Raw genomic sequence first — 15,210 nt, forward strand, 5'->3', positions numbered from 1 at the left:
GCAATGAAAACAAACGCCAGCAGCCATGCCGTGCGCCGCATCAGGAAACTGGACCTATGGGATATTCTGATCCGTCTCTTTCTCATTGCAGCCTCACTGGCTTGCTTGCTGCCATTCGTTCATGTCGTCGCCAAATCTTTAAGCGAGGACGCTTACGTTATTGCTAACAAGGTGTTTCTCTGGCCTGCGGGCTTCACGCTGGATGCTTACGGCAAAGTGTTTGCCGATCAGAGCATCCTGAGGTCGCTTTACATATCCGTGATCATTACGGTGCTGTTCACCGTGATCGGCATGATCGTCACCATTTGCGCAGCCTACCCGCTATCCCGAAAACAGCTGAAGGGCCGTTCGTTCTTCACCTTCATCTTCATGTTTACGATGTTCTTTGGAGGCGGCATCATTCCTGAATATATGCTGATCAACAGCTTGGGGATGCTTGATTCGATCTGGTCTCTCATATTGCCGCTCTCCTTTAGCGCGTTCAACCTGCTGATCTTAAGAACTTCGATTTCCAGCAATATTCCGGCGAGCTTGGAAGAATCGGCCCGGATGGATGGGGCGGGGCATTTCCGGATTCTGTTCAGCATCGTGCTGCCGCTCTCCAAGCCGATTCTGGCGACATTGTCCCTATTCTACGCGGTCGGACGCTGGAACGCTTATCAGGACGCGCTGTTCTATATTAAGCATAATGTCGATCTGCGGCCGCTGCAGCTGAAACTATATTACCTGGTGGTTCAGGCCAGCGAGAGCTTTCAGCTAGAGATGACGCAGGTCTCGCTCAGCAATCCTGAAGTGCTCAAGGCAGCGTGTGTCGTTTTCGCGACTTTGCCGATCATTTGTGTCTATCCGTTCATTCAAAAGTATTTTGTAAAGGGAGTCATGCTTGGTGCTATCAAGGAATAACGTCTGCGATTCCGTTGCTTCGATAATTTGAGGGTGAAAAGGGGATATACGATGAGCAAACCGAAAATCATGTCATTGTTCATGGCTTTCATCTTGATTACCGCGCTTCTAGCTGGCTGCACGGGGAGCAGCATCAATAGTAAGAAGGAGCCAGCTCCAACGAATGAAGGTGCCACTCCAAGCGAAAACGCCGAAGGCAGCTATCCCGATTACTCGCAAGGCTTTCCGGAGAGAGTTACGCTCGAAATCCCGGTATATGAGCGTGCGTTCGAGGGCTGGAACGTCACGGACAACTATTACACCCGCTGGATTCAGAAGGAATTCGGCGACAAATACAATATCGAGGTCAAGTTTACGCCGATCGCCCGTACGAACGAAGTGACAACTTATCAGCAGCTGCTCGCTGCAGGCAAAGCGCCGGATATTATTTTCCACTACGACATGCCGCAAGCGCTTGCATATTACGGGGAAGGTGTTATGCAGGAGCTGGACTGGAAAGAGATTGAACACTATGCTCCAACGTATTGGAGCAATTTGAGTGAGACGATTCTGCAATACGGGATAGTTGATGGGAAAAATACGTTCGTATTCGCTGCGCGTCCTGATTTCAATAACTTTGTCAGCATCATTCGTAAAGACTGGGTGGAGAAGGTGGGCATGAAAGTCGAGGACTTGACCTCGCTTGAGAAGTACAATGAAATGCTTGTCAAATGGAAGGAAGCAGGGATCGGCGTTGCGGGGGCCGGATTGACGCGGAATGTATTCAACTATAGCTACGCATTCCGTGATTGGCCGATCGATCCGAAGACGCACGCGCTTTACTCCGATTTGTCTGTTGCGGACTTTACGACGCCGGCTTCCGAAGCCTGGCTGCGTAACCTTAGCTATCAATACCATAACGGACTTATTGACAAAGAGTTCTATCTTCGCGACGATGATAACAAGCTCAAGGCCGAATTTGTAGCGGGGAATACAGGCACCTATGGTCTATACCTTACCAACAACACCGATGTGTTTGAAGCTACGCTGAAAAATAATCCGGATGCTGAATTTGCCGTGCTTCCTCCAGGCTCGGGCGTACCGGAGGGGAATGTGCCGCAAGGACGCGCCGACTGGCCGTTCGGCCTGATCATGGGAATTAATCATGAATCGACGGCTGAGGAGCGCACGGCGGTATGGATGTATCTCGAGTGGATGAGCCAACCGGAGAACCTGATGTTCCTCCAGAACGGGGTGGAAGGCGAGAATTATACGCTCGACTCCGATGGCCTTCCGGTGAAAAATCCGGATTTCAAGGGAGAATCCGTACTATCTCAGAACAATAACAAGGACTATTGGGCACTTGTTACGGAAGCACCATCCTTCGCGACGCCAGAACTTACCCTTAAGGCTAACAAAAATAACTGGACGCCTGCAGGTTACGAGCAGATTGTCGAGGACATGATTAAATACCGTAATGAGACCAAAACATACCAGACGCCGGATCCGCTGTTCACCGTAGTTCTAGAAAAGGTTACCGAGTATAAGGCGGATTTGAACAACCTCTTCCAGGAGCTGTATCTTGATATTATCCTTGCGCCGGCCGACCAGTTCGATGCGAGATACGAAGCGGCCAAGCAGAAATTCCTCGACGCAGGCTACCAGGAGATTTTGGACGAGAAGCAAAAAGCGATTGATGCAGGTCAATTCCGGTAATCGTGAAAATCTAGCGATATACGAAGTTGGAGGAAAGAAATGATCCGATTATAATTAAATTAGTGAATCTGCTAGCAGCGGCGACCGTATGAACATTTCGTACGGCTGCCTCGAACGGTACAATCAATCGTACAACCAATACACAGAGCTCCTGCCGCAAGCGGGGGCTCTGAATGATATGGAGGGTAATATGAATCTGAAACTAGATATTGCTTTAGAAGATTTGAAGGAAACCGCGAAGCGCATTGCGGACTATACGTTCGGGATGGATTTGACGTGGGACTGGCCGGGCGGCGTCGCATTCTACGGGATTAGCCGGCTGTTCGAGGTCACGGGCGAGCACGCTTACCTGGATCGGATGATCGATTGGGTGGAGGAGTACCTCGAAGCGGGCATTCCGGAAGAATGGACCGTGAACACTTGCGCGATGGGGCATATGCTGTTGACCCTGTATGATCAGACAAAGGATCAAAAATATCTGGATCTCATTTTAAGTAAAATTGATTATTTGGAGCATCAAGCTTTGCGCTTCGGTGACCGGGTCCTTCAGCATACGGTGTCGGCCAACAATGACTTTCCGGAGCAGTGCTGGGCGGATACCCTGTTCATGGCAGCATATTTGGAGCTTCGGGTCGGCGTGATGCTTGAGAAGAAGACGCTTATAGACGACGCGCTGCATCAATTCGAACGGCATATTCATTACCTGCAAGATGAGGATTCCGGGCTGTGGTACCATGGATACAACCACGTCAAAAAGGACCATATGTCCGCCATCCATTGGGCGCGCGCCAACGCCTGGGCAGCCTATACGATGTCCCGTGCGGCAAGGGGGCTGCCGGAAGGGTATCTTTATCCTCCGATGATGCATATATGGAGCTCCTTGCGCGACCAATTGGCAGCCGTTAAACGGCTGCAGCATGAGGACGGGCTATGGGGCACCGTACTCGATTACCCGGATGCTTACGGCGAAGTATCGGCTACAGCAGGAATTGCAGCAGCCATGGTAATGCAGGGCAATCCGCTGCACGCGAAATATGTGAGAAGAGCCTTGGACGGCGTGCTCGCCAATATTGCGGATAACGGGCGGGTCCTGAACGTGTCCGGTGGTACGGCGGTCATGAACGATATCGAAGGATATCTCGGCATTGACCGGAAATGGGCACAGGGCTGGGGACAAGGATTGGCGCTGGCGTTCCTGGCGGCAGTCATTGAAGTAGTCGAGGCCCAGAGAAACCGCGAGCTGAGCAGACGAAGCGACCAGGTCGATTAGACATCGAAGGAGCAGGGGAAGAAAAGCATCTGAAGGTGAATTTTGATATAAACGAACATGACTTGGAGGGAGGTTACCATACATAAATCAAAGGAGAGCGAGCCTTTTGTCCTTTGCCAAGTCCGAATATGAAGCGATCCAACAAGCGCGGGGATTCGCTAAAGGGTACCGATGGGACCAGAAAACGATTGCCCTATCGAAAAACAAGGGCAGTAATCGCTTCTCGTTGCCCGAACATCTATACGGCTGCTTGTCACAATGCATAGAATAGAGCAGATGTTCTTAACAAGAAAGTGGTGACGAATGTGAAGCTGGGAGACTTGAAAGGCGCATATGATGTCATAATCAGCTTGGGCAGTTGGTGCGGGCCATCCATCTATTTGCAGCGCAAACAGCTGCGGCGTTTTTCCTTCCCGCTGGATTGGATGGTCTCAAGTGCAGTAACGGATGTGACGCATTTGATTAAGAGTCGGTTTGAAGGCTTTATGGAGCTTGGACAGCTCCGGAAGATAGAGGGGACTTCAGCCTATCTGGAGGAAGGGATCACTGTGCCGGAAGGAGGGACGCACCTTAGCGCCCATTTTATTCTCGATTCGCGCTATAATATCATATCGGTCCATGATTTCCCGATCGTTCCGAACCAGGATTGGGTGGCGGCCTATAATGCATATCAGGAAAAGCTTGCCCGACGCATTCAACGGTTTTGGTATGTGCTCCAACACAGCCGCTCCGTTTTGTTCGTCCGGTGGGGAGAGATCGGGGTACAAGAGGCCGTCGCGCTTCATGCCGTCCTGTCCTCGTTGACGCCGGCCAGCTGCAGCATTTTATTCATGCAGCCTGTATCCGGTTTGGAGTCGATTCAGGAGATCGATTGGGAACTAGGCGGCATCAGCACGCTGCAGGTTCCCCTCGAACGGCCCAATGATATAGCAGTGTGGGATTATGCCTTGAACGGTTTGTCATTAACAGGGTACTGGACTTAAGAGGCCTGCCCTGGAACGTGAAAATAGGAGTGCCGGCAATCGCTTAGCCGCACTCCTATTTTTATTAATTTAGTCGCTGTATGCTCATTCCCGGTTTATAGCGAGTACGTTCGATTTTACGAAAAATAAAAAAGCTAGGCTAAAACACCAAGGGGGCAAAAGACAAAATAATAATTGAACGCGAAAAAGCGCTATGTTATAATCAGTAGCGCAATTGAAAATCAAGTTTAATCTGATATTATAATTACTTTTCCTAATTTAATTGTACATCAGTGACCTCTGATTTGTCAATGCACTTTTTTCAGACCAGAATGAAAAGGAGTGTGTTCAAGCGAGATGGAAGCTAAGGGATGGCGGTTAGAACAAGAACGGCTGGATCAAGTTAGGGAAAAGCTGAAGGCTAGGATCGACGCGTTGGAACCGGAAGTTAGCGGTCTGAGCGATCAGGCAGCCGAGATTCGCAGGAGATTCTGGGAAGAGGTTACGGTCAATACGAGTACGGACGAGGAATTTGAAGAAACCTTTTATACGATTAAACAACAGGCCGCGGTACTATCCGAGAGGGAGCGCCGTCATCGGCTTCTGCTGCAGCAGTGGAGGAGCTTCAATCGAATGCTGCCTTCTCCATATTTCGGACGCGTCGATTTTCTGGAGGACGGCTTGAACGGGAGCGAGCAGATTTATATCGGCGTATCCTCCTTCGTCGATGAAGATGGATTGACCTTCCTGGTATATGATTGGCGCAGCCCCATCGCAAGTCTCTACTACGATCATTCCCCTGGCGCTGCCTCTTACGACACTCCGGTCGGGCGGATCACGGGTACGATGGAGCTGAAACGGCAATACCAGATCCAGGATGGACAGCTTCGTCGTATGTTTGACGCGAGCGTGACGATCGGCGACGAGCTTCTTCAGCAGATGCTAGCCAAAGGCGCGGACTCGCAAATGAAAAGTATCGTATCCACCATCCAGAAGGAGCAAAATGCCATCATCCGGAACGATCACAGCCGGCTGCTTATTGTGCAGGGTGCAGCTGGAAGCGGGAAGACCTCCGCGGCTTTACAGCGTGTGGCGTACTTGCTGTACAAAAACCGCGATTCGCTTAAGGCGGATCAGATCGTTCTATTCTCACCAAACCAGATGTTTAACAGCTATGTATCCTCCGTCCTTCCCGAGCTTGGCGAGGAGAATATGCAGCAGACGACTTTCCAGGAATATCTCGAATATTGGCTCGGTTCATCCTTCCAAGTGGAGGATCCCTTCAGCCAGATCGAATATGTGCTGACCGCACAATCAACGCCAAACGATGAGGCCCGCCTTCAGGGGATGAAGTATAAGGCGTCCGAGGCTTTCATGAAAGCCCTGCAGAATTATGCACAGTGGCTGGGGCGGGAGGGCATGCTGTTCAACGGCATTCGGTTTCGGGATCGCGTTCTGATCACCGCCGAGCAAATGAGATCGCAATTTTACGGATACGACACTTCCTTGAGCTTGGCCAATCGTGTCGATCTCCTGCAGAAGTGGATTCTGAAGGAGCTTTCACTGCTGGAACGCAAGGAGCTCGGGGCCTCCTGGGTTGAGGAGGAGCTCCATTATCTCGACAACGAGCACTATGCGGAAGTATTCAGTGAGCTGCATAAGGAAAGGGAAGTGCTTGACATTGCTGAGCACTACGCCGTTGTTCGCGAGAAAATAAGCAACAAACGCCGAGAAGACGAAGGCGACTTTGACTTCGCCGAGCGGGAGGAGGACTTACTCCGCCAAAAGATCGTAAAGGCAAGCTTCAAACCGATCCGGAAAAATGTCAAAAGATTTTCGTTCATCGATGTTCACGGCCTGTATACCCAGCTATTTATCGATGAAGCTGCTTATCGGGACAAGACGAATGAGGTCGATATCCCGGTGCTATGGTCTGAAATCTGTAAGCAAACCAAGGATAAGCTGGAGAAGTTTGAAATTTTCTATGAGGATGCCACTCCGTATTTGTATTTAAAAGAATTGATCGAAGGCGTTCGCACGAACACGGAGATTCGGCATGTCTTCATTGATGAGGGGCAGGATTATTCACCGTTTCAATATGAGTATCTCAAAAAACTGTTTCCGCGTGCCCGCATGACGGTACTTGGTGATTTCGGGCAGGCGATTTTTACGCAATCAACGAATCTGCAGGATGCCGAGTCACCGCTGTTCCGGCTCTATGGAGAAACCGAAACATGCTTGATCCGCCTAGTGCGCAGTTATCGTTCAACTCGGGAGATTGTGGAATTTACGAAGGTGCTGCTCTCCGACGCGTCGGAAATCGTCCCGTTTGAAAGGAGCGGACCGAAGCCGCTTCTTGTGAAGGTGGAAGACGGAGAGATGCGTGACATACGTGTATTAAAGGATATTGCAGCGCTTAAAGCCGAAGGCTTCGAATCTATTGCTGTCATTACGAAGACGGCTGCCGAAAGCCGCTCAGCCTTCGAATCATTGCGGAAGCATGGAGGCGAAGCATTGCAGCTCATTACGAAGGAAACGGAAACCTTTGAGAAAGGTGCGATGGTTATTCCCGTGTATCTCGCCAAGGGGGTTGAGTTCGATGCGGTTCTGATATATGAGGCGTCACCGCATGCTTACGGCCGGGACAACGATCGCAAGCTTTTGTATACGGCATGTACCCGGGCCATGCATCAGCTCTTGCTTTATACGACAGGGGACTGGTCGCCATTCGTGGAGAGCATGGACTCTAGTTTGTATGAAATGGTGACTTGATAGCTGGTTCGAAAGCTCGCATGTCGATAGACCGTTTCAGTTGCTTGCGTTATTGGAAGGATGATCAGGCGCTGCCTCGATGGGCGCGCCTTTCCTATATCACACGTAACCTTAGTTTACAAATGTATAATTATAGCATTAACGCCCCACATATTGTAAAATAAACCTATGGCTGAAAATGATAAGGCGTTTAACGAAGGAGAGCTAAAAAATGAACCATGGCATGTCAGCGCCATTTAAGATCATTGCATTATTACTAGGGTTCTTCGTGATCGGCCCTCTAGTTGTGATGCTGCTAACATGTTTATTGAATTTCTTTTAAAATGAACGGGTTAACAAAGTATGTCCGAGTGATGGGTGGACAAGAACTCACACCAACGCAAAGTCGCGGATTCCCGCGACTTTTTTGTTGTGCTGACATAAGTTCTTGCATATCCCGATGATTCTTTCACGGATTACCCTGACTATGAAGACTTCGCATGATGGATCGCTGTCTCAATGTAGGCTCTCAAAGTCTTGATGAACGTGCGCATGGCGTATCCGACGTACCTGTCGCTGCGGTAGATCAGACAAATGTCCTGAGAAGGCGTAGGGTTCCTTAGGTGCACCACCTTGATATCTGGATTGTCAAGATTATCCAATAGAAGTCTCGGCAGAACACAAGCGCCAACTCCGCTCTGTACCATCTGAAGGAGTGAAGATAATGTTGTCGTCACCATATGCGGCTGCAGTGCAAAGCCGCTGTCCATACAAAAGTGGTCGATCAGCTTCCGGCACTGATGATCTGGCGGGAACATGACCATTTTTAAGGTTTGCAGCTTACTCAAAGGGATAAAGCTTTCCGTTGCAATGGGATCGTGCATACTTACTGCCAATGAAAACTCCTCATGGAACAAAGGAATCGTTGTGAGCCGCTCATCGATAACAGGTCCAATGGTTACGCCCACATCGATGCTTCGGTCCAGCACTTGTTCCGTTACCTTTGTGGTTTCCAATAGGGACAGCGAAATGGTGGGATAGGTCTGATGGAAGTTGAGCAGCATGGCATTGAACATCAGATCCGCGTCACCGGGCAATACCCCGATGGATAGAGAGCCTCCTTGCATTTGCTTCAGATCTGCGATGGCATCGCCCGCTTGCTGCAAATGTCTGAACACGGCGGCACCATGCTCACGAAGAATCGCACCGGCATCTGTAAGGACAATTGTTTTACCCACACGGTCGAACAATAGAACGCCTAATTCTTCTTCTAGTCGCCTGATCTGCTGGCTGATATTGGGTGCGCTGACTCCCATTTTTTCGGCTGCTCTCGAGAAATGAAGCTCTTCACAAATGGCCATGAAATACTGAAGCTGTTTTAACTCCACCTTCACACCTGCTTTCTATAGCATGTGTATCATGCTTAATGCCTATTGTTGCTCCGACTTCTTCTTGTGTCAACAAGTTATCGTTAACTGATACTTAACGTTACGGTAACGCCCACTGCATTGATGGTAAGTTCCATGAGTCATACAATGGGGACATATCAAGCGGTTCTCATGACAAAGGAGGAAAATAACATGTCTGAAATGATTATCAACACAGCCACAACTGCACGTCAAGTGCTGGTGCAGCAGGTGCAGGCGATTCCGGAGGAACTCTTCGATATTCAACCCGCAGGTTTCAACAATACGGTTCGTTGGAATGTCGGCCATATGATGTATTGGATGGATAAGTATTCTGCCCTGATCTTTAACAGTCCGCCGGTCATACCGGACTCTTATGAAACGCTGTTTAACTCTGGAACAAAGCCCTCGGATTGGACGTTCGATCCTCCGTCAAAGGAAGCGATGGTCGAGATGTTAACAGCTCAGCTTTCCCGCTTATCTGAGCTGACACCTGAAATGCTGGGCGAGAAACTTTCAACTCCGTTTGCCATGGGACCGTTCCAATTCAACACCTCTGGTGAGTTGTTAAACTTCATTCTGATTCACGAGTCGTTTCACCTTGGCGTGATCTCGAGCCAGTTAAAGGTTCTAGCGTTGAGTTAAGCCATGCAGTGCAGGTATCCTATTGCTTATTCTTTATATCAAACAAAGGCGATGAATAAAAGGTAAGCAGCTAATAAATCTTGATGAGGAGGATATGTTCATGGAGAAATCTCTTGATTCTGTCCAATCCCGCACTAGTGAAGTGTTTGATGCTTTTAGGCATGCTTTGGAAACAGGGGATACAGCCGATTTTCTTAAACAGGTTACGGAGGATTTTCATTTCTTCGTTCCACTTCCGTTAGAGGGATGGAATCACAAGCAGGAGGGCAAAGGGCGGTTCGAGGAATTAGTCCGGTTCGAGCGCTCCGTATTTCAGATGCAGCTGACTCCTCTCATCGTGCTGGAGGATGATGACAACGGGATGGTGGTGTTTCGCTCGGAAGGTTCGTTAAATGGGCGGCATTTTAGCAATGAGCTTGCTATCGTCTTCGAATTCGAGGGAGAGCGGACCCGCTGCTTCCGGGAGTATGTAGGAATGCCGTTAAAAAACTATGAAAACCCATAAAGATAATGCCATGAGCAGTAAAAGCAAACTCTTTTACAATAATATGAAAAATGAACCGACCGAGGGTCTGGTTCATTTTTTGTTTATGGCTGCAATTTTATCAGCCAGCGGGTAACAAATACTCATTATTGCAGCGATTCCCGGTAACTCCTCCAGGGCTGATTTGAAGCATCGCCCTGACCATCTACAGGGAAAAATTTTTTCACGCACTCCGAAATATCAGTCTTTAGTAGGAGGTCAACCATGTTGAGGTTCTTATAATTAAAGAATGGAAAGGAGAGCCGTAGCACGACGCAAGATGCACATCTTTATAGACAAATTGGAGGTTGAAAAGGTTGAAGCAAGAAAGAAGCACCCATGCACCAAGCCTGCTTCACAATCGGTTCCTGCAGACGATTTTATTATCAAGCGTGCTCCTGCAGATCGGGATCTGGGTACGTAATTTTGCCATTCTTTTGTATATTGCGGATCGAACGAATAATGATCCATACGCCATTTCTTTAATTAGCGTGGCGGAATTCGCGCCTATTTTTGTGTTTTCGTTCATTGGCGGTACATTTGCCGACCGTTGGCGGCCCAAACGAACGATGATCTGGTGCGATTTATTATCCGCGGTATCCGTATTCGTAGTGCTTCTGACCATACATTTCGGTTCATGGCAATCCGTCTACCTGGTCGCATTCATCTCGGCGATTCTTTCGCAGTTCTCGCAGCCTTCAAGCATGCGGTTGTTTAAGTATCATGTGCCTGAGGAACAGCTGCAGCAAGGGATGGCTCTATTCCAATCGCTGATGGCCATCTTTATGGTGCTTGGCCCTATGCTTGGCACCTTCGTATACAGCACGTTTGGCCTGGAAACATCGATCGCTGTAATGGGCGTCGTATTTCTGCTGTCCGCACTCGTTCTTGTCCGCCTGCCTGAGGATAATATGAAGCCGCAAACGGCCGCTGTAAAAGGGCAATTTCGTAAAGATTTCGCCGAAGGCTTCCGTTATGTTTGGCAAAGCCAAGTCCTGCGCATGCTCGGACTCGCATTTATTCTCGCTGGACTCGCTGTTGGTGTAGCCCAAGCGCTCAATCTGTTTATCGTAACGGAGCGTCTGGGACGCAGCGAGGAGTTTCTGCAATACCTGCTGATGGTGAATGGCGGAGCCATGCTGATCGGCGGCGGGGTCGTCGCTGTTTTTGCCAAGAAGGTTCCGCCTCAGCTTCTTCTTGCTGTGGGCATGCTTTCAGGAGCGGTCTGCACAGCCATTGTCGGGTATTCGACGAGCGTACCGGTCACGCTGGCCGTACAATTTGTGAATGGCCTTGTGTTCCCTTGCATTCATATCGGGATTAGCACCATGATCCTCAAATGGTCACATGCTTCCATTGTCGGCCGCGTCAACGGCGTTCTAAATCCAATGTTCGTCGGCATGATGGTCATATCCATGTCTTTCGCCGGCGCGTTAAAGGACGCCTTTCCGCTGAGCACGATCTATGGCGGAGCAGGATTATTATTCCTTCTTGGTGCACTGGTCATGGTGCCGATCATGAAGCAAAAAGCGCCTGAGCACGTGCTTACTGCGCAAGAGACGTAATCTTGCTGCATTAATAAGATTGCGCTAAGAAAACTATCGTTGAATGAATACGTGGAGGCAGCAGGTCTGATGATCTGGCTGCCTTTTCATTAAGCTAACGGCAGGAGTCTGTGATAGTGAAGTCGAAAATTTGGGTGTAACCATCTCGTAATAGAGTCATGGAGACAACGTATTTTACATATTTTGCAGGCGCACTAAAGTCATATTGGGTTAGGGAGGAGAAAGATGGAGTCGAAGGAAGAGCATTATTCACATGATCATATTATGGAATCAATCCGAAATTTATCCGAGAACGATGCAAAGACATTCTTGAACCTTATTTATGCGCTTTTGAGAGATAACACGCTGCCAAGCGAACAATTGGTTTCCCATGTCTTATCCGTTTATGAGAAAAAGATACCGAGAGTGGTTAAGGCAAGGCAGAATAAATGAAGCCCTGAAACCCTTGTCCCGCTTTATTACTTACTTGCAAGTTAGTATCTCACTTATAAGTACGTACTTCCGGATTGTATCGTGTTTACTCTACAATGCTCGTGAAGGCAATAACCAATACGTTCATAAGGAGAGATTAACGATATGGAGCTTCAATTGGCATTGGATTTAGTGAACATTCCGGAAGCGAAACAAGTGGTGGCCGAGGTAGCCGAGCATATTGATATCGTGGAAATCGGCACGCCGGTCGTCATTAACGAAGGGCTGCATGCCGTGAAAGCGATCAAGGAGGCTTTCCCGCATTTGCGAGTGCTTGCCGACCTTAAAATTATGGATGCCGGCGGGTATGAAGTGATGAAAGCATCCGAAGCCGGTGCGGATATTATAACGGTGCTGGGGGTATCCGACGATTCCACGATCAAAGGCGCTGTGGCCGAAGCCCGGAAGCAAGGCAAGCAAGTCATGGTCGATATGATTAATGTAAAAGACATTGAGGGCAGGGCACAGGAGCTTGATGCCTTAGGCGTGGATTATATTTGCGTCCATTCGGGTTATGACCACCAGGCGGAAGGCAAGAATTCCTTCGAGGAATTGGCTGCGATCAAGCGTGTCGTTAAACATGCCAAAACCGCCGTTGCGGGAGGAATCAAGCTGGAGACTCTTCCTGAAGCCATTCAAGCGAAGCCGGATCTTGTCATCGTTGGCGGTGGAATCACGGGTCAATCCGATAAGAAGAGCGTGGCCGCTAAAATGAATCAACTGGTAAAACATGCCTAACCAGATGGGCAAGCCAATCTTTAGGCAGGCCGTTCTAATCGTCAAAGAGCTATCCGAAGCTGTACAGAAGGTCGAAGCCGTTCAGGTTGAAGCACTAATTGAACGAATCCTGCATGCCGATGCCATCTTTGTAGCGGGTGGGGGCAGATCCGGCCTGGTGATGCGAACCTTTGCCATGCGGCTAATGCAGATGGGATATAACGTTCACGTTGTGGGCGACACAGTAACACCAGCGATCGGGTCAGGCGACTTGCTTGTTATCGGTTCAGGTTCAGGAGAAACGCAGAGTCTAGTTGCGATGGCCCAGAAGGCCAAGCATATCGGCTCTGACGTAGCCGCCCTAACGATCCAACCCGAATCTCGCATCGGGCAGCTTTCCGATACGATCGTTCAGCTGCCGGGAAGCACCAAGGAACAGCACCAAGATGCGCTCGTGACCGTCCAGCCGATGGCCTCTCTATTTGAGCAGACAATGTTGATTGTGCTGGATTCCATCATCTTAAGATTGATGGAGGTAAGCGAGCTCCAATCCGACCAGATGTTCAGCCTGCATGCCAATCTGGAGTAGGACACGTCCCTGCGCTATGTACTCCACTTTGATGGGATCTCCGTGACCGTTGTATACTAGTAGGAAAGAAGGGGTGATAATTATGGCAAATGAAGTCAAGAAGCGAATAAATCTCAAAGAAATTAACTGCCATAAGGAGTTAACCCTGGCGGTCATCGGAGGCAAATGGAAGCTGATCATCCTTTGGCATCTTGGCTTGGAGGGCGTTAAACGCTTCGGTGAGCTGAACCGTATGATACCCCACATCACGGAGAAAATGCTGACCAATCAGCTCCGTGAATTGGAGGAGGACCGGCTGGTCCAACGTGTCGTTTACCCCGAGGTTCCGCCCCGAGTCGAATATTCGCTTACGCCTTACGGGGAGAGCTTAATGCCTATCCTGAAATTGATGTACGATTGGGGAAGAGATTACGGCGAACAGGTCGTCTGGACCAAATGAGGGAGCGCTTTATGCGTGCTATGGAGCAAGAGGCTGCATGCGGCATTTTATTATTCAATACAAAAAGCAAGCAGGCTTGCGCAAATAGAACCACCCGTTAATCGGGTGGTTCTATTGACGTTGTCGACTTATTCCTCATTGCGTTTTCGGTGCGTCAATAATATGAAGCTCCTGCTGCCAATTCATTGCGAAATCACTCATGCCGTATATCGTGATTCTGAACTTTCCGCCAGGAAGCTCACCGGCCAGCTTGGAAAGCCCTTTGGGGGTAAGCTGAATCATGACGGCGCGTTTATCCTGCGTGATTCCTGCCTCGAAGTCTTCTCTGTCCACTAACGGGAAGATATCGATGGAATTTTGGCCGAAATCGCCGTTACTGGAGTAATCGACCTGAGCCCTCAGTGGAATGGTCTGAGGATAGGAATATACCGGTTCAGCGGATTGGAATAAGAAGAGTCCTTGAGCGCTGTCGTAGGTTACCCCCGTAACTGTCGGGGGCTCGGAATCAAATCGGATAGGCAATTCGATCTTACCCGCTTCGGCATCCTTCTCGAATACCTTAAAGATGAGGGAGACCGGGCGGTCTTGATTCACATTCGGAACTGGCGCTACCTGGATACCCTGGTCACCGCCAGTCAACTGGATGAGCGATGGATCCGAAGTCTCGATCTCGATATGTCCAATCGTTTCGCCTATTCACATCTTGCAATCAAATTTTTAGGAAAATGGTCTGTGATTGAACCGGGGTCAAGGACATAGTTAACAAAGAGTGATTTCTGATTATTCCATCTAATCTGCAGGCTGATGTTTGATGAGCGGACTCTATTTATTTAGACGAAATGTTCTGGTAGAGTGATACTTTTCACAACTATCGATTTTTGAAATTGCAGCATTCGTTATGGACCGAACAGCAGCTCATAGACAAATACCTTAATCATTCTTGGTAAAAGCCGTAGCATAACATTGGGTTGTACAGGAGAGAATATTTCAATCTGTAGAAGAAGGAGCTGAAGGAGAATGATGAGTAATCCCCAAGATGACTACGGGGTACTGGGTAATGACATCGAAGTCGATTCGGATGTGAATGAGGATCGTAATCGAGAGGAGCAGCTGGATGACTCCTTTGAGTCCTGGTATGAGAGTATGAATAATCAGATCAAGCGGCAGCTAAAGCTTACGAACGTGCCGGAGGACGGTGTTTTCGATTCGATCGCCGGAACAGATGAAGATTCTGCTCGGCGTTAAGCGCGTGTTCCGCAGAACCGGATTAACCA

General features: G+C 49.1%; 14 protein-coding genes. 12 read left to right on the top strand and 2 right to left on the bottom strand.

Annotated features, from left to right (window positions below; all coding sequences use genetic code 11):
* Window positions 1-3 precede the first annotated feature (3 nt).
* The 5 genes from NSQ46_RS14615 to helD all read left to right on the top strand — a co-directional run bounded on the left by NSQ46_RS14615 (window position 4) and on the right by helD (window position 7,602).
* Window positions 4-903: a carbohydrate ABC transporter permease gene (locus NSQ46_RS14615; RefSeq protein ID WP_340900463.1), complete on the top strand. Its 900-nt coding sequence runs from the start codon at window positions 4-6 to the stop codon at window positions 901-903.
* Between the two features lie 51 nt (window positions 904-954).
* Complete coding sequence (locus NSQ46_RS14620; protein WP_340900464.1) at window positions 955-2,598, top strand: extracellular solute-binding protein; 1,644 nt, start codon at window positions 955-957, stop codon at window positions 2,596-2,598.
* A gap of 190 nt (window positions 2,599-2,788) precedes the next feature.
* Window positions 2,789-3,868 carry a glycoside hydrolase family 88 protein gene (locus NSQ46_RS14625; protein ID WP_050954003.1) on the top strand — a complete coding sequence of 360 codons (1,080 nt, stop codon included), beginning with the start codon at window positions 2,789-2,791 and terminating at the stop codon, window positions 3,866-3,868.
* Between the two features lie 305 nt (window positions 3,869-4,173).
* Window positions 4,174-4,851, top strand: a complete 678-nt coding sequence (locus NSQ46_RS14630; protein WP_034273142.1) for a DUF1796 family putative cysteine peptidase — start codon at window positions 4,174-4,176, stop codon at window positions 4,849-4,851.
* Between the two features lie 336 nt (window positions 4,852-5,187).
* On the top strand, window positions 5,188-7,602 hold the full coding sequence (helD, locus tag NSQ46_RS14635) for an RNA polymerase recycling motor HelD (protein WP_007128200.1): 2,415 nt from the start codon (window positions 5,188-5,190) through the stop codon (window positions 7,600-7,602).
* A gap of 464 nt (window positions 7,603-8,066) precedes the next feature.
* On the opposite strand, the gene NSQ46_RS14640 is transcribed toward helD, so the two are convergent.
* Window positions 8,067-8,969: a LysR family transcriptional regulator gene (locus NSQ46_RS14640; protein ID WP_007128198.1), complete on the bottom strand. Its 903-nt coding sequence runs from the start codon at window positions 8,967-8,969 to the stop codon at window positions 8,067-8,069.
* A 192-nt stretch (window positions 8,970-9,161) separates the two neighbouring features.
* Between NSQ46_RS14640 and NSQ46_RS14645 the strand changes: the two genes are divergently transcribed.
* The 6 genes from NSQ46_RS14645 to NSQ46_RS14670 all read left to right on the top strand — a co-directional run bounded on the left by NSQ46_RS14645 (window position 9,162) and on the right by NSQ46_RS14670 (window position 13,936).
* On the top strand, window positions 9,162-9,632 hold the full coding sequence (locus NSQ46_RS14645; protein ID WP_007128197.1) for a DinB family protein: 471 nt from the start codon (window positions 9,162-9,164) through the stop codon (window positions 9,630-9,632).
* Between the two features lie 100 nt (window positions 9,633-9,732).
* Window positions 9,733-10,137 carry a nuclear transport factor 2 family protein gene (locus NSQ46_RS14650; protein ID WP_007128196.1) on the top strand — a complete coding sequence of 135 codons (405 nt, stop codon included), beginning with the start codon at window positions 9,733-9,735 and terminating at the stop codon, window positions 10,135-10,137.
* 335 nt (window positions 10,138-10,472) lie between these two features.
* On the top strand, window positions 10,473-11,720 hold the full coding sequence (locus tag NSQ46_RS14655; protein ID WP_007128195.1) for an MFS transporter: 1,248 nt from the start codon (window positions 10,473-10,475) through the stop codon (window positions 11,718-11,720).
* Between the two features lie 576 nt (window positions 11,721-12,296).
* The gene (gene hxlA, locus NSQ46_RS14660) at window positions 12,297-12,929 is read left to right on the top strand and encodes a 3-hexulose-6-phosphate synthase (protein WP_007128193.1); all 633 of its coding nucleotides are present in this window, start codon (window positions 12,297-12,299) and stop codon (window positions 12,927-12,929) included.
* 4 nt (window positions 12,930-12,933) lie between these two features.
* Window positions 12,934-13,497: a 6-phospho-3-hexuloisomerase gene (gene hxlB / locus NSQ46_RS14665; RefSeq protein WP_040738218.1), complete on the top strand. Its 564-nt coding sequence runs from the start codon at window positions 12,934-12,936 to the stop codon at window positions 13,495-13,497.
* 82 nt (window positions 13,498-13,579) lie between these two features.
* Window positions 13,580-13,936: a helix-turn-helix domain-containing protein gene (locus tag NSQ46_RS14670; RefSeq protein WP_144878342.1), complete on the top strand. Its 357-nt coding sequence runs from the start codon at window positions 13,580-13,582 to the stop codon at window positions 13,934-13,936.
* A gap of 135 nt (window positions 13,937-14,071) precedes the next feature.
* Here the strand turns inward: NSQ46_RS14670 and NSQ46_RS14675 are convergent, their stop codons facing one another.
* Entirely contained in the window at window positions 14,072-14,530 is a 459-nt protein-coding gene (locus NSQ46_RS14675; RefSeq protein ID WP_341341937.1) for a hypothetical protein, read from the bottom strand.
* 423 nt (window positions 14,531-14,953) lie between these two features.
* Here NSQ46_RS14675 and NSQ46_RS14680 point away from each other — a divergent pair, with 423 nt between their 5' ends.
* Window positions 14,954-15,181 carry a hypothetical protein gene (locus NSQ46_RS14680; RefSeq protein ID WP_342576910.1) on the top strand — a complete coding sequence of 76 codons (228 nt, stop codon included), beginning with the start codon at window positions 14,954-14,956 and terminating at the stop codon, window positions 15,179-15,181.
* Window positions 15,182-15,210 lie beyond the last annotated feature (29 nt).

Origin of the sequence: Paenibacillus sp. FSL M8-0142 (assembly GCF_038597315.1) — a bacterium.
GTDB classification, from domain to species: Bacteria; Bacillota; Bacilli; order Paenibacillales; family Paenibacillaceae; genus Paenibacillus_AQ; species Paenibacillus_AQ lactis.

Bases quoted from the DNA above. Each gene is read 5' to 3' on its own strand.
- NSQ46_RS14615 (WP_340900463.1), top strand. From the start codon at position 4: ATGAAAACAAACGCCAGCAGCCATGCCGTGCGCCGCATCAGGAAACTG.
- NSQ46_RS14620 (WP_340900464.1), top strand. From the start codon at position 955: ATGAGCAAACCGAAAATCATGTCATTGTTCATGGCTTTCATCTTGATT.
- NSQ46_RS14625 (WP_050954003.1), top strand. From the start codon at position 2,789: ATGAATCTGAAACTAGATATTGCTTTAGAAGATTTGAAGGAAACCGCG.
- helD (WP_007128200.1), top strand. From the start codon at position 5,188: ATGGAAGCTAAGGGATGGCGGTTAGAACAAGAACGGCTGGATCAAGTT.
- NSQ46_RS14645 (WP_007128197.1), top strand. From the start codon at position 9,162: ATGTCTGAAATGATTATCAACACAGCCACAACTGCACGTCAAGTGCTG.
- NSQ46_RS14650 (WP_007128196.1), top strand. From the start codon at position 9,733: ATGGAGAAATCTCTTGATTCTGTCCAATCCCGCACTAGTGAAGTGTTT.
- hxlA (WP_007128193.1), top strand. From the start codon at position 12,297: ATGGAGCTTCAATTGGCATTGGATTTAGTGAACATTCCGGAAGCGAAA.
- hxlB (WP_040738218.1), top strand. From the start codon at position 12,934: ATGGGCAAGCCAATCTTTAGGCAGGCCGTTCTAATCGTCAAAGAGCTA.
- NSQ46_RS14670 (WP_144878342.1), top strand. From the start codon at position 13,580: ATGGCAAATGAAGTCAAGAAGCGAATAAATCTCAAAGAAATTAACTGC.
- NSQ46_RS14680 (WP_342576910.1), top strand. From the start codon at position 14,954: ATGATGAGTAATCCCCAAGATGACTACGGGGTACTGGGTAATGACATC.